Source organism: Albirhodobacter sp. R86504, assembly GCF_042466415.1.
Lineage (GTDB): Bacteria > Pseudomonadota > Alphaproteobacteria > Rhodobacterales > Rhodobacteraceae > Albirhodobacter.
This window is the reverse complement of sequence record NZ_JAXHCH010000002.1, coordinates 1,600,080-1,625,355: the sequence shown is the minus strand read 5'-3', so window position 1 is coordinate 1,625,355 and position 25,276 is coordinate 1,600,080. Positions and strand designations below refer to the sequence as shown.

The window sequence follows — 25,276 nt, the reverse complement described above, 5'->3', positions numbered from 1 at the left end:
GCCACAGGACCCTTAGGTGACACTCAAAGAGGAATTGCGCAATGACGACACCGCTTTGGATCTTCGGATACGGCTCACTTCTGTGGGATCCGCAGTTTACACCCGTCGAAACCTGCCGCGCGCGGTTGTCTGGCTGGCACCGCTCGTTCTCGATGCGCTCCATACATTACCGCGGGACGGAACAAAATCCGGGCCTTGTTCTTGCGCTGGATGCGCGGGAGGGGGCGGCTTGCGACGGCGTCGCAATGCGCGTTGATCCGGTGGACGAGGCGGATGTCATGGCGATGTTGCGTGCGCGCGAGTTGGTATCGGACGCCTATCTCGAGGTGCGCCTTCAGGTGCGGTGTATCAAGGGGCGAGAGCTTGACGTCGTGACCTATGTGATTGATCCGCAAGGACCGCAATATTGCGACCTTTCCTTGGAGGAGCAGGCGCAGATCATCGCGCAGGCATCGGGCGCACGCGGGGCGAATGCGGATTATCTGCGCAACACGACCGCGCATCTGTTGCAAATGGGTGTCGAAGACCCTGACCTTGTGTGGTTATGCGCACGCGTTGGTGAGATTAACGCTTAGCACTTGGCAGGGGGGGCGTTGCGCGGCTAGAGTTCGGGCAAACAGGTAGACAACAGGCCTCCCCCCATGAAACCGTCGGCCAACGCGGCACGTCCGCAATTTTCGCAACCCGTGCGCCAGATTACCTTGATGCTGATCGTGATCGGTCTTGTCGCGGCGGGCGGCACATTCGCCTATGCGCGGATCTTCCCGATTTTCATCGCAAATCCATGGCTTAACGGCCTGATCCTGCTTGTCTTTGCGGCCGGCGTTCTTGCGTGTTTCTGGCAGGTTGTGCAGCTTGTCAAAGGCGTCAGCTGGATTGAGAGCTTCGCCTCCGCACGGCCGGGCCATGAAATTGGCCTGAACCGCGCGCCGCAGATGCTCGCCCCTCTGGCGGCGCTTTTGTCAAACGGCGCGCAACGGCGGACAATCTCGACATCGTCCTCTCGCTCCATCCTTGAGTCTGTGGCGACACGGATCGATGAGGCGCGCGATATCACACGCTATCTGGCCGCCTTGCTCATTTTCCTCGGGCTGCTCGGAACGTTCTACGGGCTGGCGACAACCGTTCCCGCGGTGGTTGATACGATCCGCGCCCTTGCCCCCCAAGAGGGCGAGAGCGCGATGTCGGTCTTTGACAAGCTCATGACAGGTCTCGAGGCACAATTGGGCGGCATGGGCACGGCATTCTCGAGTTCGCTCCTTGGCCTTGCCGGCTCGCTTGTCGTGGGGCTCTTGGAGCTGTTCTCGACCCATGGCCAGAACCGTTTTTACCGTGAGCTCGAGGACTGGTTGTCCTCGATCACGCGGCTGTCCTTCACGGGAACAGACGGGGAGGGAGTCGAGCAGGGCTCTGTTGTGGGCGTGCTCGATCACATGGCCGAACAGATGGAAGTCTTGCAAAATATTTACATGCAATCGGACATATCGCGTGCGCAGACTGATGAACGAATGGCGCAAATGGTGGCGTCCGTTACGACATTGACCAAGCGCCTCGACCAGATGGCGAGCGCGGAGCAAAACGACGCCACCGCTTTGACGCATGCACTGACGCGGATTGCGGAGGGGCAGGAGCGCCTCGCGCAGGCGTTCGAGACAAAGCGCCTGATTGTGCCAGAGGATAGCGAGGCGCGGATGCGGCTGCGGTCGATCGACGTGCAGCTTTTGCGCCTGTTGGAGGAGGTTGCGGCCGGACGACAAGAAAGCATGGCCGAAATCCGTGGCGATATCGCGGCGCTCATTCGCGCGACGATGGCCCGCGAGGGAATTTCCGCCGCGCGTCATAATCGCGAGGGTTGATCGATGGCACTTGCGCGACGTGGTTCCGGCCAGAGGTTCTCGGCCAATATCTGGCCCGGGTTTGTGGACGCGATGACGGCGCTTTTACTGGTGCTGATGTTTGTTCTAACCATTTTCATGGTGGTGCAATCTGTGCTTCGGGAGACAATCACGACGCAAGATGCCGAACTCTCCTCTCTCTCGGCGCAGATTTCGGGCCTCGCGGATGCGTTGTCGTTGGAGCGCGCAAAGGTAGGCGAATTGCAGACGGCGCTTGAAGGGTCCGAGCAGGCCCGCGAGACGCAATCGCAACTGGTCGCCTCGCTCACATCACAGATCGCCGCGCAGGCCGCCGCATTGGGCAAGGCCAATGACCAGATTTCCGATTTCGAGGCGCGCTTGGCGGCTTTGGTCAACCAAAAGCAGGCATCCGATGCCGAGATTGAGGCTTTGCGGGACAAGCTTCTGTCTTCGGAGGATGAAGTTAAGGCGATGACACTCGCTTTGGAACAAGCGCGGCAGGAAGCGGAAGATACGCTGACATTGCTGGCCGCGGCGCAGGCAGCGAAGGAGGGGCTCGAGGCCTCGGCCCAAGTGCAATTGACCGAGGCGGAGAAGCAAGCCGCCCTTCTGGCGCTTGCCCAAAGCGAACTCGCCAAACAAGAGACCGCCTCCGCGGAGGCCGCGCGGAAGGTTGCCTTGCTCAATGAACAAGTTGCGGCGCTGCGTGGTCAGTTGGCGTCGTTGCAAGCTGTTTTGGATGAGGCGGCGGATCGCGACGAGCAGGCGAAGGTGCAAGTCGATGCTCTTGGCACACAGTTAAACGCGGCGCTGGCGCAGGTCGCGGCCGAGCAGCGCGCACGTGCGCAGCTCGAAGAAGCGGAAAAGCTTCGGGCGCAGGCAGAAGCCAAGGACTTGGAGCGGTATCGTTCGGAGTTCTTCGGACGGCTCTCGCAACTTCTCGCGGGACGTGAAGGTGTCCGCGTGGTGGGCGATCGGTTTGTGTTCTCGTCCGAGGTGCTCTTTGATCCGGGTCGTGCGAGCCTTGCGGGTGAGGGGCGCGCGCAAATCGCGTCCGTTGTGCAAATTCTCAACGATGTCGCGGGAGAAATCCCACCAGAGCTCGACTGGATCATCCGCGTGGATGGCCACACTGATGACGTGCCGCTCTCGGGTTTAGGTGAATATGCGGATAACTGGGAATTGTCTCAGGCCCGCGCTCTATCGGTTGTGCGCTTCATGATGGATGATCTGGGGATGGACCCAAAGCGCCTCGCCCCCACCGGTTTTGGGCAATACCGTCCGGTTGCTGAGGGCACTTCGACCGAAGCGCGCGCGCAAAACCGCCGGATCGAATTGAAGCTGACCGAGCGGTGAGCGGCGCGTTTACTGCGCGACTGCGGTGAGGGACCGGCTGGCAAGCGTCTCACCCTCTCGGGTCAATGTGACGCGCGCGTTGTAGCGGCCTGCGGGCAAACCCGCCTTTGCGAAGCGCTTGCCGATGTAGCGCATGGCGATGGCTTGGTCTTTGTCGAGAACCTGTGTTGCGTTAATCGCGAAATCATCGGGGCCAAGCAGGTCAAAGACCAATTGATCACCGGCGCGAAACCCCCAGCCATACGCCACGAGGTGAATTTGGCGCGCCCGTGAGATCAGCGCTTCCGCGGCGCCGCCCTGCCTAAGTGATTGATAATCAGGCGTATCGACCGTCAGGCCGACCGAAATCAGGCCAGCAGGCTGATAAGGAATAGGCTCCCGCCAAAGACTTTGCGCGACGAAGTTTTCCACCGCGGTGCCATGGGCGTTCGTTTGATCGCATGTCGCCCCTCCGGACGGGGCGAAGGGATCAACGTCGAGGCCATCGCGGCGAACCGCGAGGTGCAGATGCGGGAATTGTGTGCGGCCCGAAAGCCCGATGAGGCCGAGCGGCGCGCCTTGCTCGACTTGGTCCCCCACATGCACTTTCAGGGAGCCGGACCGCAGGTGACAATATTGCGTCTGCCAGCCCTCTCCGTGATCTAGCAAGACGCCATTGCCGCAATCTTGCCCGTGAAGATCCGCCTCGGCTGTATATATTTTGTCAGTCACATCATCTCGCACGCCAACCACCGTTGCTTTTGCAACAGCCGTCACCGTGACACCGCTTTCCATTGCGAATAGGTCAGGTAGGGCGAAATCCGTGCCGCGATGGCCGTCATAGGCGAGATCACCGTACGCAAAATCTGCGACTGCGGCGGTTGGGTCGTGGTCCATATATTGCTGGATATAGCAAGACTGGCCCAAAACACAGTCGACTGGGAGAGCCATCGTAAAATCATTCGCGGCGGCCGTTGGGGCCGCCGCGATCAGGAGTAAAGGCAGACGCCACATTAGTCCGCAGTCAGGAGCGGCGGCTTTTTACTCGAAAGCCGTGCTTTTTGCGGCTCTTGCACCTCGATTTTGAGTGCGTCGTCCTTCACGGTAATCTTCGCAACGCCGCCCTTCATCAATTTGCCGAACAGCAGCTCCTCCGCGAGCGGCTTTTTGATGTTCTCTTGAATGACGCGTCCGAGAGGCCGCGCCCCCATCCGCGCATCATAGCCTTTCTCGGCCAACCATTCGGCCGCTTCCGGCGTCAAATCAATATGCACGTTGCGATCAATCAGTTGCGCTTCGAGTTGGAGCACAAACTTATCGACAACTTTCAAGATGACCTCACGTGGCAGAGGCCCGAAGGAAACCACCGCGTCCAGACGGTTGCGGAATTCGGGTGTGAAGGTCCGCTCGATCGCGGCGGTATCCTCGCCTTCGCGACGGTCCCGTCCGAAACCGATGGCCGATTTGGCTTGCTCGGCCGCGCCCGCATTCGACGTCATGATCAAAATCACGTTCCGGAAGTCGACTGTACGACCGTTATGATCCGTCAGCTTCCCGTGATCCATCACTTGCAACAAAATATTGTAGACGTCCGGATGGGCTTTTTCCATCTCGTCCAGCAAAAGAACGCAGTGCGGATGCTGGTCAATGCCATCGGTTAACATGCCGCCCTGATCAAACCCAACATAGCCTGGAGGCGCGCCGATCAGGCGAGAAACCGCGTGTTTCTCCATGTATTCCGACATATCGAAGCGCAGAAGCTCAACGCCCAATGTGTCGGCCAGTTGTTTGGCGACCTCGGTTTTGCCGACGCCCGTTGGCCCCGCGAACAGGTAGTTTCCGATGGGCTTCTCCGGCTCGCGCAACCCCGCCCGTGCGAGCTTGATCGCTGACGAGAGCGCCTCAATCGCCTTATCTTGTCCGAAGACAACACGTTTGAGCGACTTCTCAAGATCGCGAAGCACCTCGGCATCGTCTTTCGAAACATTCTTCGGCGGAATCCGCGCGATTTTCGCGACAACAGCCTCGATTTCTTTCGGCCCGATCGTTTTGCGCTTACGGCTTTCGGGCAGGAGATGTTGCGCGGCGCCAGCTTCGTCAATCACGTCAATTGCCTTATCGGGCAGTTTGCGGTCATGCACATAGCGCGCGGCCAACTCTACCGCAGATTTGATCGCATCATTCGTGTACCGAATATCGTGATGCTTCTCGAAATACGGTTTCAACCCCATAAGGATTTTGACGGAATCCCCGACAGAAGGCTCGTTTACGTCGATTTTCTGGAACCGGCGAGCAAGCGCGCGATCCTTTTCGAAATGCTGACGGAACTCCTTGTACGTCGTCGACCCCATGCACCGCAGCTTGCCGCCCGACAACGCAGGCTTGAGCAGGTTCGACGCATCCATAGCGCCGCCGGATGTCGAGCCCGCGCCGATAACTGTGTGGATTTCATCGATGAACAGCACCGCATCAGGGTGATCTTCAAGCTCTTTGACGACAGCCTTCAAGCGCTCTTCGAAATCGCCCCGATACCGCGTACCCGCCAACAGCGCGCCCATATCGAGGGAGAAGATTGTCGTCTTTGACAAAATCTCGGGCGTCTCGCCGCGCGAGATTTTCAGGGCCAAACCCTCCGCAATTGCGGTCTTGCCCACGCCCGGGTCGCCTACGAGAATCGGGTTGTTTTTACGCCGACGGCACAGAACCTGAATCGCGCGCTCGACTTCCTCCTCGCGACCAATCAGCGGGTCGATGTCCCCCTTGACGGATTTGGCATTCAAATCGACGCAATATTTCGACAGCGCGGATTCTTTTTCCTCGCCGCCCGACCCTGCTGCGCCGCTTTTATTTTCGGAATGCGTTTCATCCTCCGCGCCCAAGACGGGGCGGGCTTCGCCGAATTCCGGATCTTTCGCGACACCGTGCGCGATGAAGTTGACCGCGTCATAGCGTGTCATGTCCTGCTCTTGCAGGAAGTATGCGGCGTTGCTTTCACGCTCTGCGAAGATCGCGACGAGCACATTTGCACCCGTCACCTCGTTCCGACCAGACGATTGTACATGGATGGCGGCACGTTGGATCACGCGCTGGAATGCGGCTGTAGGCACCGCCTCGGACCCCTCGACGTCGGTAATCAACGTCGCGAGATCTTCGTCAATGTGATCCGTCAGCGTTTTGCGCAGTTCCTCAATATCAACGGAACATGCGCGCATGACGCGGCTGGCATCGGGCTCGTCGATCAACGAGAGCAAGAGATGCTCAAGCGTTGCGAGCTCGTGGCGCCGCGCGTTGGCGAGCGCGAGAGCACCGTGGATTGCTTGTTCGAGCGAAGTCGAAAACGAAGGCATGGCGGCTCCTTTCCTTACGGGGGCGTTTCACCCGTCATCGAGCGTGACCCCATATGGTTAAAGTTCGGTGGATTGGGCGTAGGTTCAAGGGGAAATCGAACATTTTGTGTTCGCGACCGCGTGAACGCACCAAGTTTCTTGTTCTGGATCAATCTAAGCACGCGAGAACGAGACCAAAAGAGGGGATGCATAAATTTTATGCAAATAGGGTTTGGTCGCCGGATGCGGTGGGAGCGTGGTGCAGGATTTGGGCGCCGGACCGTGATGCAAGCAAGCTGCCGCTGAAAACCCGAAAGAATCCCGGTCCCGCGGGTTGAAATGTGGTGGCTGAGGGTCCAAGGGGGAGGGGTAGCGATAGGCAGGGAGCATCATGGGCCCGTTCAGGATTTCTCGCATGGCAACGGTGCGCCGCTCGCGTGCACTCATGCGGTCGCCACGGCTGTGGAAGTCTCGCTTGGTGTTCTGGATTGGTGCATTGGCCATTGGCGCGATTTCGGCGGGCTTTGCCCTTGCGGCCGACGAGGCGCAGCATTTCTTTATGCGGATTACCACGGGTTCGGGGCGCGCGTGGCTCCCCTTGCTGATCACGCCGATCGGATTTGTTCTTTTGGCATGGGCGGCGATCCGCTGGTTTCCCGGGGCCCAAGGCTCAGGTATTCCCCAAGCGATTGCCGCGCGACATATTGGGATCAAGGGTGATCTCTCGAAGCTGCTTTCGCTAAAGCTTGCCGTCGGTAAAATCGTGATGACGGTGTTCGGCATGGGGTGCGGCGCATCGATCGGCCGCGAAGGCCCGACCGTACAAGTCGCGGCGGCGATCATGCTGCAATCTGCCAGCCTCGGCGGTATGAAGCACGCGCGCGGCCTCATCTTAGCAGGATCGGCGGCGGGGGTATCAGCGGCGTTCAACACGCCCCTCGCGGGCATCGTGTTCGCGATTGAAGAGTTGAGCCGCTCGTACCATGTGCGCTCGAACGGGGTGGTCTTGTCGGCGGTTGTGATCGCGGGCGTCTCCTCGCTCTGGTTGTTCGGAAGCTACACCTATTTCGGGGTTACGGATGTGCAAGTGACCTTCCCTGATAACGGGATCTTGGTTCTCGCCTGCGGGCTGTTGGGCGGGCTGTTGGGTGGATGGTTCTCGCGCTGGACGATCGCGCTTACGCGCCAGTTCCGCCGCTGGCGCGCCGCTGATCCCTTGCGTCGTTCGCTTTTGATCGCATTCGGTGCGGGCGTGATTTCTGCCGTGATCGGCGTGGCTTACGGCGGCGCGACCTTCGGGACGGGGTACGAGCAGGCCCATTCCGTCATTGAGGGCGACGCCGCGCCTGTGACCCTGTTCATCGCCAAACTGATCGCAACACTCGCTGCGACTGTTTCTGGGATTCCGGGCGGTTTGTTTGCGCCCTCTCTTACGGTCGGGGCGTCGCTCGGTTCCTCCATCGGCGTGCTGCTGAATGAGGATATCGCGATGGCGGCTTTGTTGGGGATGGCGGGGTATTTCGCAGGCGTGACGCAAGCACCGATGACCGCCTTCGTGATCATTTTTGAAATGACCGGCAATCACGACAATGTCGTGCCGATTATGGCGGCGGCGATGCTGGGGCATGGCGTGTCGCGCTTTGTTGCGCCCGAGCCGCTCTACCACGCGCTTTCGCGTCTGTTCATCGCGGATGCGCTGCGCCAAAAACGCGCGGCAGAGGCGCAGGCACGCGAAACTGAGGCCAATCAGGGCGCCGCGCCGCCGGCGCCCCCTGCGACGTCCTAAATCTCTCGCGTTTAGAACCGATCCTTGCGCGCGCGCGTCTCCGTGAACACCTCAAGCGGTGTCGCGCCTTCCATCCCAAGCGCCGCTGCGAGGGCGGGCTCGTGGCAACGCAGGTAAGGGTTCGTCGCGCGCTCTTCTTTCAGCGTGACCGGGACCGTCGGCTTTCCCTGCGCGCGCAGGGCTTTCACGCGGTCCATCCGTTCGAGAAGGGCAGGGTTATTCGGCTCAATCGACAAGGCGAACCGGCCGTTGGCTTCGGTATACTCATGGCCTGAGCATATCACCGTCTCATCGGGCAGGGCGCTCAGGCGCCCCAGTGCGGTGAACATATCCTCCGGCGTGCCTTCAAACAGACGCCCGCATCCCCAACTCATCAAACTATCGCCCGTGAAGACCAAGCCTGCGCGGGCGAAATGGTAGGCGACATGTCCCAATGTATGGCCCGGCACATCCACCACCTGAACCTCATCCATGCCGACGTGGAAAGCCTCCCCCACAGTGACCTGTTCGGTCAGGGGCGGTAAGCGATGCGCATCCGCCGCCGCGCCGATCACACGTGCACCGGTGGCTGCCTCCAACATGGGGACGCCGTCGGTGTGATCGCTGTGATGATGCGTAATGAGGATATGGCTCAGCTTCCATCCCCGCTCGAACAAGACGGCGAGAATAGGGGCCGCTTCCGGCGCATCGATGAGCGTGACGGTTTCAGTGCCGCCATCATGGATCAGATAGGCGTAATTGTCCTTGAGGCAGGGGATCGTGACGAGTTCGACAGGCATGGTCTTCCGGATTGTTTTGCGTATGGTGGAGAGCAACCTTCACCTATGGAACCCGCGCGCGCAATGCATCTCGACGTTCTGGACCTGAGAAACTTCTATTACCGCACACAGCTGGGCCGCGCGGCGCAAAAGGCGATCCGCGATCAGGTCGTGCGAATGTGGCCTGCGGGGGCGGGGGATGTTGCGGGGCAAACCATCGCGGGATTCGGGTTCGCTGTGCCGCTTTTGCGGCCCTACCTTGCCCATTCCCGCCGTGTCATCGGGCTGATGCCCGCCCAGCAAGGGGTTATGCCATGGCCCGCAGGGATGCCCAACGTTTCGGTTCTGTGCGAGGAGGCAAGCTGGCCTTTGGAGACGGGCTTCGCGGATCGTCTCATCATGATGCACGGGTTGGAGACCTCCGAGCAATCGGATGATCTGATGGCGGAGGCCTGGCGGGTGCTGGGGCCGGGGGGGCGCGCGTTGATCATCGTGCCATCGCGCACGGGGCTCTGGGCGCCGCGGGAGACGACTCCGTTCGGCTTCGGGCGGCCCTATACCCTTGGTCAGCTGGACGCGCAGGCGCGAAGGGCGGGGTTTGTGCCTGAACGCCAAGCGGCGGCGCTGTTCATCCCGCCATCGCAGCGCAGGTTCTGGCTACGCTCTGCCGCGCTTTGGGAAAGCATTGGCCAGAAGATCCCCGCCTTCCTCGCCGCAGGTGTCGTTATGTTGGAGGTGTCCAAGCAAATCCACGCGCCACGCAGGCCGGGGCTTGGGGTTTCGGTGCGCTCTCCGCTATCCGTCTTGGAGGGGATGGCCAAGCCACGCCCCGAGGCGGGTTTGTCAGGGTCGCGCCGGACTTGAGGGCGTCCGCGCTGCGACGCGCCGGTTCTCGCGCGTCGACGATGCAGCACTGCGCGACTCTCTCGCGCGTCTGCTCCGATGAGCGCCTGCAGGCATCCCCCTGCGCAGCCCGTCGCGGGCGGCCATGATCTCCGGCTTTTTGCGCGTAAGTCGATAGCCCTGCGGCGAAGTGACGCAGGTCACGGTGGGGCGGGGTTGCTGCAGGTGCTCGGCACGCCCGCCCTGCCACGTCAGTGATCGGGGACGACGCAGAATCGTCGTGTAAATGTTGGGCTTTTCCCACGAAGCGATTCTGCTCGTCGGGCGGAGGATCCGGGCCGAGATGCCGTAAACTCCGCCGAGACGCCCGCCTCATGCGGCAGTGCAGCAAGTTTACACCTCTCGACAACGTTCCATTTCGCGCGTTTCCTCCCCTCAAATGCGCGTTTTGGCGCCCCGACTGCCTATTTCCCGTCCCCAGTGCCCGATCTTGTCGCCTGAAGTGCGATTTGAGGGTGTTCAGTTCACATTCTGTTGTCTGAGAGTGTTGCGAGGCATTCATACCTCTGCTACATGCTCCCCCGATTGACGCGTTCGGAGGCCCCGAACGTCATTGGGGGGCCTTCGGCCTGATGCGAGGAAGAGTCTTCGTCTCGGGAGCCTTAGGCAAGATGATATCGGAAGGGTGGACGTGTCCGAACCAGCTTCGATTTCCGCAAGCATCGCCGCGCGCTATGCGACGGCTGTTTTTGAAATTTCGCGTGAGGCCAACGGGCTCGACGCGCTTGAAAAGGATCTCGACGCATTGCGTGGAGTTGTCTCAAGCTCGTCCGAACTTCGTGATCTGATGACATCGCCGCTTTATTCGCGCGATGATCAATCGGCGGCTATCGGCGCGATTGCTGCCAAGATGGGGCTGGGCGATACGCTCGCCAGCACGCTTCGTCTCATGGCAAGCAATCGCCGCCTGTTCGCGCTTCCTGCGCTGGTGACAAGCCTGCAAGGGATGATCGCGGATGCGAAAGGCGAGGTGACCGCGGATGTCACTGCCGCCACCGAGCTGACTGCGGCACAAGCCGACAAGCTCGCGGGCGTACTCGCAAAACAAACGGGTAAAACTGTAAAACTTAACCTTGCTGTTGATGAATCTCTCATTGGCGGCATGATTGTAAAGCTGGGCTCGAAGATGGTCGACACCTCGGTCGCTTCGAAACTGGCATCACTCAAGAACGCCATGAAAGAGGTCGGATAATGGGCATCCAAGCAGCCGAAATTTCTGCTATCCTCAAGGAGCAGATCAAGAATTTTGGGCAGGACGCCCAAGTCGCCGAAGTGGGGCGTGTGCTCTCCGTCGGTGATGGTATCGCGCGCGTTCACGGGCTCGATAACGTCCAGGCCGGTGAGATGGTCGAATTCCCCGGTGGTATCCGCGGGATGGCACTCAACCTAGAGACCGACAACGTTGGTATCGTTATCTTCGGCGCCGACCGCGACATCAAAGAAGGTGACGTTGTTAAGCGCACCAACTCGATCGTGGACGTTCCGGTTGGTCCGGGCCTTCTCGGCCGCGTAGTTGACGGTCTGGGTAACCCGATCGACGGCAAAGGCGCAATCGAGTCGACCGAACGCCGCGTGGCAGATTCCAAAGCACCAGGCATCATCCCGCGTAAATCGGTGCATGAGCCAATGGCGACCGGCCTCAAGTCGGTTGACGCAATGATCCCGGTTGGCCGTGGCCAGCGTGAATTGATCATCGGTGACCGTCAGACAGGCAAGACCGCAATCGCGCTCGACACCATTCTGAACCAGGCATCGTACAACAACGCGAACCCTGACAACAAACTGCATTGCTTCTACGTTGCAATCGGTCAAAAGCGTTCGACGGTTGCTCAGCTTGTGAAAAAGCTCGAAGAAACCGGCGCAATCGCCTACACCACCGTGATCGCCGCAACCGCGTCCGATCCGGCACCGATGCAGTTCCTCGCGCCTTACTCCGCGACTGCAATGGCGGAATACTACCGCGACAACGGCCAGCACGCTTTGATCATCTATGATGACCTCTCGAAGCAAGCTGTGTCTTATCGCCAGATGTCCTTGCTTCTGCGTCGCCCGCCGGGCCGTGAAGCTTACCCAGGCGACGTTTTCTACCTTCACTCGCGGTTGTTGGAACGTTCGGCAAAGCTCAATGAAGAATACGGCTCGGGCTCGTTGACGGCTCTGCCGATCATTGAAACCCAAGGCGGCGACGTTTCCGCGTTTATTCCGACCAACGTGATCTCGATCACCGACGGCCAGATCTTCTTGGAAACCGAACTCTTCTACCAAGGGATCCGTCCCGCAGTGAACACCGGTCTGTCGGTTTCGCGCGTGGGTTCGTCGGCTCAAACCAACTCGATGAAATCGGTTGCTGGTCCGGTGAAACTGGAGCTCGCTCAGTACCGCGAGATGGCTGCTTTCGCTCAGTTCGGTTCGGATCTCGATGCCGCAACGCAAAAGCTGCTGAACCGTGGCGCACGCCTCACCGAGTTGATGAAGCAGCCGCAATACGCGCCGCTCACCAACGCGGAAATCGTCGCTGTGATCTTCGCAGGCACCAAGGGCTTCCTCGATGCTCTGCCAGTTAAAGATGTTGCACGTTTCGAGCAGGGCCTTCTGGCGCACCTGCGCGGCGCACGCAAAGACATCCTTGAGTGGCTGACCAAAGAAGATCCGAAGATCAAGGGTGAAGCTGAAGACAAGCTGAAAGCTGCGATCGAAGAATTCGCCAAGACCTTCGCGTAATCGCCTGAAAGGACGGGGACATGCCTAGCCTTAAGGACCTAAAAAACCGGATCCAAAGCGTTAAAAATACGCGGAAGATCACGAAAGCGATGCAAATGGTCGCGGCGGCTAAACTCCGTCGCGCCCAAGAAGCCGCTGAAAACGCTCGGCCTTACGCCGAGCGCATGACGGCTGTCATGACGGGGCTTGCTGCCTCGGTTGGCGGCTCTGATAGCGCGCCCCGGCTTTTGGCCGGGACGGGCTCGGATCAGACCCACCTTTTGGTGGTCATGACCGGTGAGCGCGGGCTTTGCGGTGGCTTTAACGGCAACATCGCGAAACTGGCAAAGGCACGGGCGACCGAGCTGCTGGCGAAAGGAAAAACGGTGAAAATTCTCACCGTCGGCAAGAAGGGCCGTGATGCTCTTCGCCGCGATTTTAGCCAGTATCTGGTCGGCCATGTCGATCTCTCCGAGGTCAAACGCATTGGCTATGTCAACGCGCAGGATATCGCTCGCGATATCTTCACGCGCTTTGATGCCGGTGATTTCGATGTGGCAACGATCTTCTTTGCTCGCTTCGAAAACGTGATCTCGCAGATCCCGACCGCGCAGCAGATCATTCCTGCGACGTTCGATTCCGCGGCGGCATCTTCCGATGCCTCCTACGAATACGAACCGAACGAGGAAACGATCTTGGCAGACCTTCTGCCACGCGGTGTTGCGACGCAAATCTTCGGCGCGCTTCTGGAAAATAACGCCTCCTTCAACGGGGCCCAGATGTCGGCAATGGATAACGCGACGCGCAATGCGGGTGACATGATTGACAAGCTGACGGTCGAGTACAACCGCTCGCGTCAGGCCGTGATCACCAACGAGCTGATCGAAATCATTTCGGGCGCGGAAGCGCTCTGACGGAACCGGAGAAACGAACATGGCACAAGCAAAAGGCAAAGTGACGCAAGTCATCGGCGCCGTCGTGGACGTTCAGTTTGAAGACGCCCTCCCGGCGATTCTGAACGCTCTCGAAACGGACAACAACGGCAAGCGTCTCGTGTTGGAGGTTGCGCAGCACCTCGGCGAGAACACTGTCCGTACAATCGCAATGGATTCGACCGAAGGTCTCGTCCGTGGCGCAGCAGTGAGCGACCTCGGCGCACCGATCTCGGTACCCGTTGGCACCGGCACTCTGGGTCGTATCCTGAACGTCATCGGCGAGCCCGTTGACGAACAAGGTCCGGTCAAATCGACAACACAGCGTGCGATCCATGGCGAAGCGCCTGCTTTCGACCAGCAGTCGACCGCTACGGAAATCCTCGTCACCGGCATCAAGGTCATCGACCTTCTCGCCCCCTACACGAAAGGCGGCAAAATCGGCCTCTTCGGCGGTGCGGGCGTGGGTAAAACCGTTCTGATCATGGAATTGATCAACAACATTGCAAAAGTGCACTCGGGCGTGTCCGTGTTCGCTGGTGTTGGCGAGCGGACCCGTGAAGGTAACGACCTCTACCACGAGATGATCGAATCCGGCGTTATCGTTCCTGATGACCTCGAGAAGTCGAAAATCGCACTGGTTTACGGCCAAATGAACGAGCCTCCGGGAGCACGTATGCGCGTCGCCCTGTCGGGTCTGACCTTGGCAGAGCAGTTCCGCGACGATACCGGTTCGGACGTTTTGTTCTTCGTGGACAACATCTTCCGCTTCACCCAAGCAGGTTCGGAAGTGTCCGCACTTCTCGGCCGTATCCCGTCCGCTGTGGGCTACCAGCCAACGCTGGCAACCGACATGGGCGCAATGCAAGAACGCATTTCGTCGACCAAATCGGGTTCGATCACCTCGGTGCAAGCCGTGTACGTTCCCGCAGATGACTTGACCGACCCCGCGCCGGCAACCTCGTTCGCCCACTTGGACGCAACGACGGTTCTCGACCGCTCGATCTCGGAAAAAGGCATCTACCCGGCTGTGGATCCGCTCGGCTCGACTTCGCGCCTGCTCGACCCGCTGGTGATCGGCGAAGAGCACTACAAAGTTGCAACGGACGTTCAACAGATCCTTCAGCGCTACAAATCGCTGCAAGACATCATCGCCATCCTTGGCATGGACGAACTGTCGGAAGACGACAAAATGACCGTGACGCGCGCTCGCAAAATCGAGCGTTTCCTGTCGCAGCCGTTTGACGTTGCAAAAGTGTTCACCGGCGCAGACGGCAAACAGGTTCCGCTCGAAGACACCATCAAGTCGTTCAAGGCTGTGGTTGCTGGCGAGTATGACCACCTGCCGGAAGCCGCGTTCTACATGGTTGGTGGCATCGACGAAGTGATCGCCAAGGCTCAACGCCTCGCTGACGCAGCGTAAGGGGTAGGGTCATGGCCGATACGATGCAATTCGATCTCGTGTCCCCTGAACGGAAGCTCGCTTCTGTTCAGGCCCTCGAGGTCCGTATTCCGTCCGCGGAAGGCGACATGACGGTGATGCCGGGCCACACGGCCCTCATCACCACCCTGCGCCCTGGCGTGCTGACGGTTGTCGGCTCTGACGGCACACATGACTATGCAGTGACGGGTGGCTTTGCCGAAATCAGTCAGGAAAGCGTAACCGTGCTCGCTGAGCGCGGTTTGCCGACCAAGGAACTGACTCGTGAAATCCATGCGGAATTGGTCGCGTCCGCGAAAGAGGCGCATGCCTCGGCAGCGTCGGATGCGGTTGCACATGCTGCGAAACTGCTGGCGGATATGGAAGCCTTGGGCGACCACATCACAGTCTGAGTGCGACATCTTCAAATTTGAAAAGCCCCGTGCCCAAGGCGCGGGGCTTTTTTCATGCGGCAAGGCGCCATGTCAGAACGTTTTGTTCTGGGCGCGCAGCCTCACCACCGACCTTTTTGCGCAACCCTTACGCGAATTCGGGGTTTTCTTTTAAGACATCGAGGTTAAATCTTTCCTTCAAGTTTCAGGGGGCATTATGCAGCGATTAGACAGTTTGACGGTTGGGGTTGATCAAGGATCGCTCGTCCTGTTTTCAGATTACCAAGATGGCGGCACCATGTGGACGGGGGAGGGCCCGCGCGAGCTGCGCCGGATCGTCGAGTTCGCCTCGCGCTATCGCACCCCACCCGCCGTGCATGTGTCGCTCTCGATGTGGGATATCGATCAAAAGGCCAATAGCCGGATGGATATCAGCGCAGATATGATCACAGAGGAAGGCTTTGTTATCGTTTTCCGGACTTGGGGCGACACCCGCGTCGCGCGGGTCCGTGCAGATTGGATGGCGATCGGTGGATTGCGCCACGATGATGATTGGGACGTTGACTAACTTTTAAACGACTGCCGCCGATCCCGTGTCGTCGGGACCATTCCAGAGGCTTGAGCGCGGTCAAATGCCGTCCAGGGTGGGGTCAGCTAGCCATTTGTGCGACTGGGGGCGTCACGCGCTCTTGCTTGGCCGCAGGGAGGGATGCGGGGCGCCCGAGAAGGAAGCCTTGCCCCATCGATGTCCCCAAGCCCCGCAGGATATTCAGCTGCTCGGAGGTCTCGATTCCCTCGGCGATGATCTCGCAATCCGTCTGCGCTCCGTAGCTGTTCAAGGCCGCCATCATCGCGCGGCTGGCCGTATGGGTCTCAATCCGCGCTGTGACCGAGACGTCGATTTTGATGATATCGGGTTCCAGCATCAAAATATGCCGAAGGCCAGATTGTCCCGCGCCGACGTCGTCGATTGCGATCTTCAGGCCGGCCTGCCGCATACGCACCAAGGCTGTGCGCAGCTCGCAGAAATTCTCCACCGCTTCCGCCTCGGATATTTCGACAATGTAACCGTTCTTGGGAACGCCTTCGCAGCCGCGCTCATATAAGACTTGGAGCGTCTCCATCTGCAACACGGACTGTGAGAGGTTGAAGGAGACGAATCCCAATTCATCGAGGCGGTCGTGCGTTTGCGTAATCAGTTGGCGCACGGCTTGGATTTCCAGTTCGGGTCCGAGGCCTGATCGATGCGCAGCGTCGAAGACTGTCTGCACGTTTTGCTGCCGTAAGGCGGGAAAGCGCGAAAGCCCTTCGAAGCCGCGGGTCTTCATATCCTGTAGCCCGATAATCGGTTGAAACAGCGGGGTGATATTGTTGTGCGCCAGTGTGAGGGCGATGTCCTTGCTCTCATCAACGGGGGGGGCGGCTGCCGTTTTTTTGAGGGCGGGCGGGGCCGAGGCGGGACGCGAGGGCGATGTGGGGGCAGGGGCATCGTCTGCGTCGCCAAGTGCCTCAATGACGGAGATCTGCGCTGCGATCAGTTCTGAGACTGCGCGGAGCAAACGGTGATTGGAGTCTGTGATCGTAGGCAACCCCGCGTAAAATGCGCCGTAGATCGTACCAAGCTGTGCACCGTTTGGATGTTTGATGGGCAGTCGGATATGGGGCAGAGGGTCATCTTGCGTGGCGATTGGTGGTGAGGCGCCGATCGTAAGCTCTGGCAGGAGCGTTCCGGTGTCATGGAAGCATATGATCCGTTCGCCGGCATCGCGTACCTGCGCGATATACATGGACTGCAGGGAAAGATGTGCGGTTAAGACATCCATGCATTGTTGCAGCATCGATGAGAGGTCTTCAGCGGAGCGGCACGTAACGCGCATAAATAAATTATGAATATCAGATTCATCTAACATAAATTGCTCCAACCAATGGTTAGGTAACATTGTCGTCATTATGACAATATCAACCTGAGATTGTGCAACAAAATTTATCAGATCAGCTGATTATTTAGCGCAATTGGATATTTCGTATATCCGTTCGGGGAGTTTCTAAATGTTTTATCACGTTGGATGAGAAAAGGGCGACCCAACCGGGCCGCCCTTCCGAATCGTTCGGCGTGGCCGATGATTACATCATGCCGCCCATGCCGCCCATGCCGCCCATATCGGGCATGCCGCCGCCTGCGCCTTTTGGCTCTGGCTTCTCGGCAACCATGCATTCGGTGGTGATCAAGAGGCCTGCAACCGATGCCGCATCTTCAAGAGCGGTGCGGGTGACTTTCGCCGGATCGATAACGCCGAAGGAGAACATGTCGCCATATTCTTCGGTTTGTGCGTTGAAGCCGAAGGTCAGGTCGTCGGATTCACGAACTTTGCCCGCCACAACTGCGCCGTCGACGCCTGCGTTGTCAGCAATCTGACGCAGCGGTGCTTCGAGTGCGCGACGAACGATAGCGATGCCTGCGTTCACGTCGGAGTTCGCGCCGGTCAGACCTTCAAGGATCTTGCCAGCCTGAACCAGAGCGACGCCGCCGCCAACGACGATACCTTCTTGAACAGCAGCGCGAGTTGCGTTGAGAGCATCGTCCACACGGTCTTTGCGCTCTTTAACTTCAACTTCGGTCATGCCGCCAACGCGGATCACAGCAACGCCGCCTGCGAGTTTCGCAACGCGCTCTTGCAGCTTCTCTTTGTCGTAATCCGAGGTGGTTTCTTCGATCTGGGTGCGGATCTGTGCGACGCGCGCTTCGATCTCGGCCTTGTCACCAGCGCCATCAACGATGGTGGTGTTTTCTTTGGTGATCGTGATTTTCTTGGCCGAGCCGAGCATGTCCATCGTGACATTTTCGAGCTTCATGCCGAGATCTTCGGAGATCACTTGGCCGCCGGTCAGGATCGCAATGTCTTGCAACATGGCTTTACGACGATCGCCGAAGCCCGGTGCTTTGACTGCTGCGATTTTGAGGCCGCCGCGCAGTTTGTTCACAACGAGAGTTGCCAGCGCTTCGCCTTCAACATCCTCAGCAATGATGAGGAGCGGCTTTTGCGACTGGATCACTTGCTCCAACAGCGGAACCATTGGCTGCAGCGACGAGAGTTTTTTCTCGTGCAGCAAAACGATGCAGTCTTCGAGATCCGCGATCATTTTGTCAGGGTTGGTCACGAAGTAAGGCGAGAGGTAGCCGCGGTCGAACTGCATGCCCTCAACGACTTCAACTTCCGTTTCCATGCCTTTGTTTTCTTCGACGGTGATCACACCTTCGTTGCCAACACGCTGCATCGCGTCTGCGATTTGACGGCCGATGGAAGCTTCGCCGTTTGCCGAGATGGTGCCGACTTGCGCAACTTCGTCAGTGCCCGAAACAGGACGTGCAGCCGCTTTGATCGCTTCAACGACTTTGAGGGTCGCTTGGTCGATGCCGCGCTTGAGATCCATCGGGTTCATGCCGGCGGCAACCGCTTTCATGCCTTCTTTGACGATCGCTTGTGCGAGAACAGTCGCGGTTGTGGTGCCGTCGCCTGCTTCGTCATTGGTGCGCGAGGCCACTTCTTTGACCATCTGCGCGCCCATGTTTTCGAACTTGTCGGAAAGCTCGATCTCTTTAGCGACCGAAACACCGTCTTTGGTGATCCGCGGTGCGCCGAAGGATTTTTCCAAAACGACGTTACGGCCTTTTGGGCCGAGGGTCACTTTAACAGCATCTGCGAGGATGTTGACGCCGCGCAACATACGGTCGCGGGCTTCAGTCGAGAATTTTACTTCTTTAGCTGCCATGATTGAGGCTCCTAAATAGAGTTACGTTTGAAAGAGGCTAGATGAGGGGGCAGAGGGTCATCCCTCCGCGCCGCATCGGCTGGATCAGCCGATGATCCCCATGATGTCGCCTTCTTTCATGATCAGAAGTTCTTCGCCGTTGAGCGTCACTTCGGTGCCCGACCATTTGCCGAACAAAACGATATCGCCAACTTTTACGGAAGGTGCGATCAGCTCGCCCGAGTCCTTGCGTGCGCCTTCGCCCACTGCGACGATTTCGCCCTCAGCCGGTTTTTCTTTGGCGCTATCGGGGATGATCAGGCCGCCCTTGGTTTTCTCGTCCGATGCGACGCGCTTAACCAGCACACGGTCATGAAGCGGTTTGAATGCCATCTGGGTCACTCCCTAAGGTTCCAGGTTGTTGGATTTAGCACTCACAGGAGGCGAGTGCTAACGATGCGGGAGTTAGTCACTACACACCGTCACTGTCAACACCTTAGCGCGGCAAAATTTATGAATTTTTTGCGGCAGGTTCTGATGCGTCGCTTCACCGGAAATACCAAAGGAAATTGGGCGTAAACGCGGTATAGGCGGGTTACATAGTCACGATTTGATCAAGTTAAACCCCCGATGGACAAACCCGCAAATTCTCCGCGCGCAGGATGCCGCCGATGGCTGGTCAAGGCGCCATGAAACTGCGAGTGTCTGGGGATCACACACCGTCGCCTGCGCTGTCGTGGGACGGGCGCGGCGATGATGCACGGAGGGTTTGAGGATGCGGATAGGTTTGATCGGGCGACTGCGCCGGTTTGGTTTGCCAAAGCGCCGTTCCGGCCTCGCCGCGTCAGTTTTCTCATTGGCGGTGGGTTGGGGATTGGCCGCCGACGCCAACGCGCATTGCGCAGGTGTGAACTTGATGGATCAACTCCCGCCTGCGGAGCTCGCGCAGATCCGTGCTGCCGCCGATGCGGCGCCCTATGCCAAAGGGCTGGTGTGGCGCGCCACAAAGGCCGCGCCTCTGGGTTCGGCGGCGTCTAAAGAGCAAAGCGCGATCATCATTGGCACATATCATCTGGATGATCCGCGCCACGCCGCACTGCTGGCGCGTATCGCTCCTGTGCTTGATCAGGCCGCGAGCCTTCTTGTCGAGGCGGGCCCGAAAGAGGAGTCGCGGTTGCAATCCGAACTCGCGAGTCGCCCTGATCTGATGTTCGACCTTGATGGTCCGACGCTCCCCGAGCTGCTCGATCCGGCGGATTGGGAACGCCTCACAGTGGCGTTGGAGGCGCGCGGTATCCCGCCGATTTTCGGCGCGAAGTTCAAGCCTTGGTATGCGGCAATCGTGATTTCGATGAGCCCTTGCGCAATGCAGGCGATCGCTGAAGGTGCGGAAGGCTTGGACAAACAGATCATGCATGCCGCGCAATTGCGGAACCTGCCAATCCGCGCGCTCGAATCCTACGACACGGCCTTCCATCTGTTCGAGGACCTCCCCGAGGCGGAGCAGCGCGATCTGGTCGTGGGGGCGCTGGCGGTTGAGGGCAAGAATGACGACATGACGACAACCCTCGCGGATGCCTATTTCAAAGGCGAGACGCGGTTGATTTGGGAATTTTCCGATTGGCTGGCACGTCAGGATACAACGTTGCCGCCAGAGGTGATTGAGCGGCAATTGGCGCTTTCAGAGGATCAACTCATGGTGCAGCGCAATCATGCATGGGTTCCGGTGATTGAGGCGGCAGCGGCCACGGCCGCAGGCAAACCTGTGGTGATGGCGGCGGGCGCGCTGCATCTGGCGGGGGAGGACGGGGTCTTGAACCTGCTCGCGCAGCGCGGATGGACGATTTCGCCTTACTGAACGGCCATCAGGGGGTTGTCGGCCCGTTGCGTAAGCGTCGCGAGGCGTGACAAGGATGAACGGCGCGCCTATAAGGCAGCAAACCTGTCTTTGTTAAGTGAGAGCGCATATGACCATCAAGGTTCTGGGCCATAAATCCCCCGACACCGATTCCACCGGCTCCCCTATTATTTGGGCTTGGTATCTCAGCGAAATCAAAGGCGTGAAGGCCGATCCGGTCTTGCTGGGCGAGCCGAATACCGAGGCCGCTTTCGTGCTTCAACATTGGGATCTGCCAAAACCCGCGATTATCGCAGATCTGGGCGCGGGCGAGCAGGTGGTCATCGTTGACACCAACAATCCCGCTGAATTGCCCGCAGGCATCCACGGCGCCGATATCCTTGCGATCATCGACCACCACAAACTGGTTGGTGGCTTGGAAACCAAAGGCCCAATCGATATCACGATCCGCCCTCTGGCTTGCACCGCAACGATCATGTTTGATCTGATCGGCGACGATTTGGCGAAGGCGCCGCGCGGGATCAAAGGCGCGATGCTGTCGTGCATCCTGTCCGATACGCTGGAATTCCGCTCACCGACAACGACGCCGCACGATAAGGAAGTTTGCGAAATTCTCGCAAACGATCTGGGCGTGTCGATTAATGAATTGGCGAGCGCGATGTTCGAGGCGAAATCAGATGTTTCGGCGTTCTCGGATGCGGAGCTTTTGCGGATGGATTCGAAAGAATACACCGTGGGCGCGACCGATCTGCGTGTCTCCGTTCTGGAGACGACCGCGCCGAAGCTTCTTTTGGACCGCAAAGACAGCTTGATGGCGTCGATGCCTGCTGTGGCAAAAGAAGACGGGGCCCAAGAGGTCTTGTTGTTCATTATCGACATCTTGAAAGAAGAAGCCACGTTGCTCGTGCCGAATGAAACCGTGAAAATGATCGCGGAATCGTCGTTCGGGTGCACGGTCACTGGCGATACGGTCGTGTTGCCGGGCGTCATGTCGCGCAAGAAACAGATCATGCCTGTCCTCAAGGCGTAAGCGTCTCAGCCTTTAACGACGTGAAGGGCGGGGTTATCCTCGCCCTTTTGCTATTCGGGCGCGCAGGCGGGGGGCTTCCCTCGGCGTCATCGCGCAAAAGGTGCTCGTAGACTATGACGCGCCCCCGAAAATCGATGCGCGCGCGCGGCTGCGCCTCTGTTGTGCGTTGGTAATTGTTATGCGCCTGTCCTATATCTCTGCCAAGCAGGGCGCACCGCCGCATTGAGAGGACCGATATGACCCAGATTATCCAATCGCTAGAAGATGTTTCCGCCCATTACGACGCCGTACTTTGTGACCTTTGGGGATGCTTGCACAATGGCGTGGAGGCTTTCCCCGACGCCGTCAAAGCGTTGCAGTCTTACCGTGCGCAGGGCGGGACTGTTGTGCTGCTTACCAATGCGCCACGTCCGGAAATGTTTGTCGCCGAACAGTTGGATGCGATGGGCGTACCGCGCGATGCATGGGATTTAATCGTCACATCAGGTGACGCGGCGCAAGACGCGATGCTCGCAGGCGCTGTGGGGCGCAAGGTCTGGCATCTCGGGCCAGATAAGGACGAGGGATTCTTTACCGCGATTCCGCAGGCTTGGGCGGGGCAGGAGGGCGTTGAGCGCGTAAGCTTTGAGGAGGCGGAGGGGATTATTTGCACGGGGCCGTTCGATGAGGTGAACGAGGTTCCAGAGGATTATCGCCCTAAATTGCTCGCAGCGAAAACGCGCGGCATGCCGTTGCTCTGCGCAAATCCCGATATCGTCGTGGATAAGGGCGAGACGCGGATCTACTGCGCGGGCGCGATCGCGGCGCTGTACGAGGAAATGGGCGGCGTATCGCTGTATTTCGGCAAGCCTCACCCGCCGATTTATGACATGGCGCGGCGCAAACTGGCCGCGCATGGTTTGGCCGAAGGCGTGACGCTTCTCGCGATTGGCGACGGGATCAATACGGATGTCGCCGGAGCGGCGGGCGAGGGGATGGATGTTTTGTTCGTGACGGGCGGTTTGGGGCACGATCAGTTCGGGCCGGATGTTCAGAACCCCGACACCGCTTTGTTGGAGCCTTGGCTCGCCATGCGGCAACAAAATCCACGCTATTCGGTCGGCAAGCTGCGCTAAGCGCGCCTGATTTGACGGTTCATCGCGACATTTTAGCTAAGAAGGGGGGCAAGCTGCCTCCCTTTTTCTTTGGGTGTGCATTTTCCGCAGGGCTAGTATTGGGGGAAATAATAATACAACATACGGCCATAAATCGTAAATAACTTGCGCGGTGGATTTTTTGCGTGCTATGCTGCAGTGCAACATGAACCCAAGGGACGCCATGACCATGCTCGATAATTTCCCGCGCGGCACGATTTGCATCGAAGATCTTGAAATTGGGATGCTGCGATATCTCCGCAAGGAGATCACCGATCGCGATATCGAGCTGTTCGCGGAAGTCTCGACCGATAGGAACCCTGTCCACCTCGATGATGCCTACGCCAAGGATACAATTTTCGAAGGGCGCATCGCGCATGGGATGCTGACCGCCGGCCTGATTTCAGCGGTCATTGGCGAGCAACTCCCGGGCCACGGCACGGTGTATCTCGGGCAGTCGCTTAAGTTCATGGCGCCGGTGCGTCCGGGCGATATCGTCTATGCAGAGGTCAAGGTCGTCGCAATTGACCATTCCCGGCGGCGCGTGACCCTTGAAACCCACTGCGCGGTGGGCGATACCGTGGTCTTGAAAGGCGAGGCGCTGGTTCTGGCACCCTCGCGTAAATTCGACTGATCGGCGGCTCCGCCGACAAAGGCGGACCCTATGCAGAGCTTTACCGATTGGCGAAATATTCCGACAGATGCGCGCGGCGCATCCGTTGCAATGGGCAATTTTGACGGGGTCCATCGCGGGCACCGATCCGTAATTGATCTGGCGCGGAAGGTGGGCGAGGGCTTCGGGCATTTGCCGACGCAGCCGCTCGGGATTATCACGTTTGAACCCCATCCCCGTGCGTTTTTTGCGGCGGCTGCGGGCAAAGAACAGTCCCCCTTCCGCTTGATGAACGCCCAAGCCCGCGCACACCGCTTCGAGATGCTCGGGGTTGAGCGCCTGTTTGAATTGCAATTTGACGCGGCCATGGCTGCGATGTCTGCGGAGGATTTTGCCCGCGACGTTCTGGCGGGCGGCCTCGGGGTGGCGCATGTCACCGTGGGGGCCGATTTCCGGTTTGGCGCGGGTCGCAAGGGCGGCGCGGAAGATCTGATGCGGATGGGCAAGGAGTTCGGCTTCGAAGTCACGATCGCCGATCTGTTGCATGATGGACCCGTCGAGGTCTCCTCCACCGCGATCCGTGCGGCTCTAACGGAGGGCCGCGTTCAGGATGCGGCCTCCATGCTGGGGCATTCCTACCGGATTGAAGGGCCTGTCTTGCACGGTGAAAAGCGGGGCCGTGATCTTGGATATCCGACGGCGAATATGTCCGTCGCGGGGCTCCATTTGCCGCGTCTTGGCGTCTACGCGGTCAAGGTCGATGTCTTGGATGGGCCACATGCAGGGACATATAATGGCGCGGCGTCCCTTGGCGTGCGGCCTATGTTTGGTGAGAACGCGCCCAATCTGGAAAGCTACCTGTTCGATTTCGCGGGCGATCTTTACGGCGCACAGCTCTCTGTCGCTTTGATCGAATTCTTGCGGCCGGAATTGAAATTCTCCAACCTCGATGCCTTGATCGATCAGATGGCGGCGGATTGCGATCGCGCCCGGGGGATTTTAGGGCGGAGCGCATTGCATGGCTAAACCTGCTGACGAGACGAAGCGCCCCGAATTCTGGCGATTGCCAATACGCTCGCTCAACACCACCGAATGGGAAGCGTTGTGCGACGGATGCGGGAAATGCTGTCTCAACAAACTCGAATATGAGGACACAGGCGAGGTCGAGTTTACACGCGTCGCCTGCCGTCTCCTTGACGGGGAAAGCTGCCGGTGCGCGAATTACGAAATTCGCCATCAGTTCGTGCCCGAATGCGTGCGCCTCAGCCCGAAAAATATTACCGAAATCGCCTATTGGATGCCCGCTACATGCGCCTACCGATTGCGCTTTGACAACAAGCCGCTGCCGGAATGGCATTATCTGATTTCCGGCGATCCCGAAACGGTCCATGCGGAGGGCCATTCGGTGCGTGGCTGGACTGTGCCGGAGTTCGAAATTCCCGAAGACGAATGGGAAAACTACGTGATTGAGGATCTATCCTGAG

At 59.0% G+C, this 25,276-nt stretch carries 23 protein-coding genes; 17 read left to right on the top strand and 6 right to left on the bottom strand.

What is annotated here, in order from left to right; translation table 11 throughout:
- The first annotated feature begins 41 nt into the window (after nt 1-41).
- From SJY32_RS09785 to SJY32_RS09775, 3 genes are all read left to right on the top strand, one after another.
- Complete coding sequence (locus SJY32_RS09785) at nt 42-575, top strand: gamma-glutamylcyclotransferase (protein WP_376874329.1); 534 nt, start codon at nt 42-44, stop codon at nt 573-575.
- A gap of 66 nt (nt 576-641) precedes the next feature.
- On the top strand, nt 642-1,856 hold the full coding sequence (locus tag SJY32_RS09780) for a biopolymer transporter ExbB (RefSeq protein WP_376874327.1): 1,215 nt from the start codon (nt 642-644) through the stop codon (nt 1,854-1,856).
- Between the two features lie 3 nt (nt 1,857-1,859).
- Nucleotides 1,860-3,212: a peptidoglycan -binding protein gene (locus tag SJY32_RS09775; protein ID WP_376874325.1), complete on the top strand. Its 1,353-nt coding sequence runs from the start codon at nt 1,860-1,862 to the stop codon at nt 3,210-3,212.
- A gap of 9 nt (nt 3,213-3,221) precedes the next feature.
- Here the strand turns inward: SJY32_RS09775 and SJY32_RS09770 are convergent, their stop codons facing one another.
- Together SJY32_RS09770 and clpA are read right to left on the bottom strand one after the other, a co-directional pair.
- The gene (locus tag SJY32_RS09770) at nt 3,222-4,142 is read right to left on the bottom strand and encodes a M23 family metallopeptidase (protein ID WP_376874323.1); all 921 of its coding nucleotides are present in this window, start codon (nt 4,140-4,142) and stop codon (nt 3,222-3,224) included.
- Between the two features lie 62 nt (nt 4,143-4,204).
- Complete coding sequence (gene clpA / locus SJY32_RS09765) at nt 4,205-6,538, bottom strand: ATP-dependent Clp protease ATP-binding subunit ClpA (RefSeq protein ID WP_376874321.1); 2,334 nt, start codon at nt 6,536-6,538, stop codon at nt 4,205-4,207.
- A gap of 394 nt (nt 6,539-6,932) precedes the next feature.
- On the opposite strand from clpA, the gene SJY32_RS09760 reads away from it, so the two are divergent.
- Nucleotides 6,933-8,303, top strand: coding sequence for a chloride channel protein (locus tag SJY32_RS09760; protein WP_376874319.1), 1,371 nt, complete (start codon nt 6,933-6,935; stop codon nt 8,301-8,303).
- A gap of 11 nt (nt 8,304-8,314) precedes the next feature.
- On the opposite strand, the gene gloB is transcribed toward SJY32_RS09760, so the two are convergent.
- Entirely contained in the window at nt 8,315-9,082 is a 768-nt protein-coding gene (gene gloB, locus SJY32_RS09755) for a hydroxyacylglutathione hydrolase (protein ID WP_376874317.1), read from the bottom strand.
- A gap of 63 nt (nt 9,083-9,145) precedes the next feature.
- Here gloB and SJY32_RS09750 point away from each other — a divergent pair, with 63 nt between their 5' ends.
- From SJY32_RS09750 to SJY32_RS09720, 7 genes are all read left to right on the top strand, one after another.
- Entirely contained in the window at nt 9,146-9,925 is a 780-nt protein-coding gene (locus tag SJY32_RS09750) for a methyltransferase domain-containing protein (protein WP_376877668.1), read from the top strand.
- A 670-nt stretch (nt 9,926-10,595) separates the two neighbouring features.
- Nucleotides 10,596-11,156, top strand: a complete 561-nt coding sequence (locus SJY32_RS09745) for a F0F1 ATP synthase subunit delta (RefSeq protein ID WP_376874315.1) — start codon at nt 10,596-10,598, stop codon at nt 11,154-11,156.
- Nucleotides 11,156-12,685 carry a F0F1 ATP synthase subunit alpha gene (atpA, locus tag SJY32_RS09740; RefSeq protein ID WP_376874313.1) on the top strand — a complete coding sequence of 510 codons (1,530 nt, stop codon included), beginning with the start codon at nt 11,156-11,158 and terminating at the stop codon, nt 12,683-12,685. Before SJY32_RS09745 ends, atpA begins: the two co-directional genes overlap by 1 nt.
- A 20-nt stretch (nt 12,686-12,705) precedes the next feature.
- Nucleotides 12,706-13,578, top strand: a complete 873-nt coding sequence (locus SJY32_RS09735; RefSeq protein ID WP_376874311.1) for a F0F1 ATP synthase subunit gamma — start codon at nt 12,706-12,708, stop codon at nt 13,576-13,578.
- Nucleotides 13,579-13,597: 19 nt separating this feature from the next.
- Nucleotides 13,598-15,019 (top strand): F0F1 ATP synthase subunit beta, encoded by a 1,422-nt coding sequence (gene atpD / locus SJY32_RS09730; RefSeq protein ID WP_376874309.1) that lies wholly within the window; start codon nt 13,598-13,600, stop codon nt 15,017-15,019.
- A gap of 11 nt (nt 15,020-15,030) precedes the next feature.
- A complete protein-coding gene (locus SJY32_RS09725) occupies nt 15,031-15,429 on the top strand; it encodes a F0F1 ATP synthase subunit epsilon (protein ID WP_376874307.1) in 399 nt (132 codons plus the stop codon).
- A 196-nt stretch (nt 15,430-15,625) separates the two neighbouring features.
- A complete protein-coding gene (locus SJY32_RS09720) occupies nt 15,626-15,976 on the top strand; it encodes an H-type lectin domain-containing protein (RefSeq protein WP_376874305.1) in 351 nt (116 codons plus the stop codon).
- A gap of 82 nt (nt 15,977-16,058) precedes the next feature.
- On the opposite strand, the gene SJY32_RS09715 is transcribed toward SJY32_RS09720, so the two are convergent.
- The 3 genes from SJY32_RS09715 to SJY32_RS09705 all read right to left on the bottom strand — a co-directional run bounded on the left by SJY32_RS09715 (nt 16,059) and on the right by SJY32_RS09705 (nt 19,551).
- Nucleotides 16,059-17,318 (bottom strand): EAL domain-containing protein, encoded by a 1,260-nt coding sequence (locus SJY32_RS09715; protein ID WP_376874303.1) that lies wholly within the window; start codon nt 17,316-17,318, stop codon nt 16,059-16,061.
- Nucleotides 17,319-17,532: 214 nt separating this feature from the next.
- Nucleotides 17,533-19,179: a chaperonin GroEL gene (gene groL, locus SJY32_RS09710; protein ID WP_376874301.1), complete on the bottom strand. Its 1,647-nt coding sequence runs from the start codon at nt 19,177-19,179 to the stop codon at nt 17,533-17,535.
- A gap of 84 nt (nt 19,180-19,263) precedes the next feature.
- Entirely contained in the window at nt 19,264-19,551 is a 288-nt protein-coding gene (locus tag SJY32_RS09705) for a co-chaperone GroES (protein WP_376874299.1), read from the bottom strand.
- 382 nt (nt 19,552-19,933) lie between these two features.
- On the opposite strand from SJY32_RS09705, the gene SJY32_RS09700 reads away from it, so the two are divergent.
- The 6 genes from SJY32_RS09700 (at nt 19,934) to SJY32_RS09675 (ending at nt 25,275) form a co-directional block, all read left to right on the top strand.
- Nucleotides 19,934-21,016, top strand: a complete 1,083-nt coding sequence (locus SJY32_RS09700; RefSeq protein ID WP_376874297.1) for a TraB/GumN family protein — start codon at nt 19,934-19,936, stop codon at nt 21,014-21,016.
- Nucleotides 21,017-21,125: 109 nt separating this feature from the next.
- A complete protein-coding gene (locus SJY32_RS09695) occupies nt 21,126-22,046 on the top strand; it encodes a manganese-dependent inorganic pyrophosphatase (protein WP_376874295.1) in 921 nt (306 codons plus the stop codon).
- Nucleotides 22,047-22,282: 236 nt separating this feature from the next.
- Nucleotides 22,283-23,161, top strand: a complete 879-nt coding sequence (locus SJY32_RS09690; protein WP_376874293.1) for a TIGR01459 family HAD-type hydrolase — start codon at nt 22,283-22,285, stop codon at nt 23,159-23,161.
- Between the two features lie 208 nt (nt 23,162-23,369).
- Nucleotides 23,370-23,813 carry a MaoC family dehydratase gene (locus SJY32_RS09685; RefSeq protein WP_376877665.1) on the top strand — a complete coding sequence of 148 codons (444 nt, stop codon included), beginning with the start codon at nt 23,370-23,372 and terminating at the stop codon, nt 23,811-23,813.
- Between the two features lie 30 nt (nt 23,814-23,843).
- A complete protein-coding gene (locus SJY32_RS09680; protein WP_376874291.1) occupies nt 23,844-24,818 on the top strand; it encodes a bifunctional riboflavin kinase/FAD synthetase in 975 nt (324 codons plus the stop codon).
- The gene (locus tag SJY32_RS09675; protein ID WP_376874289.1) at nt 24,811-25,275 is read left to right on the top strand and encodes a YcgN family cysteine cluster protein; all 465 of its coding nucleotides are present in this window, start codon (nt 24,811-24,813) and stop codon (nt 25,273-25,275) included. Before SJY32_RS09680 ends, SJY32_RS09675 begins: the two co-directional genes overlap by 8 nt.
- Nucleotide 25,276 lies beyond the last annotated feature (1 nt).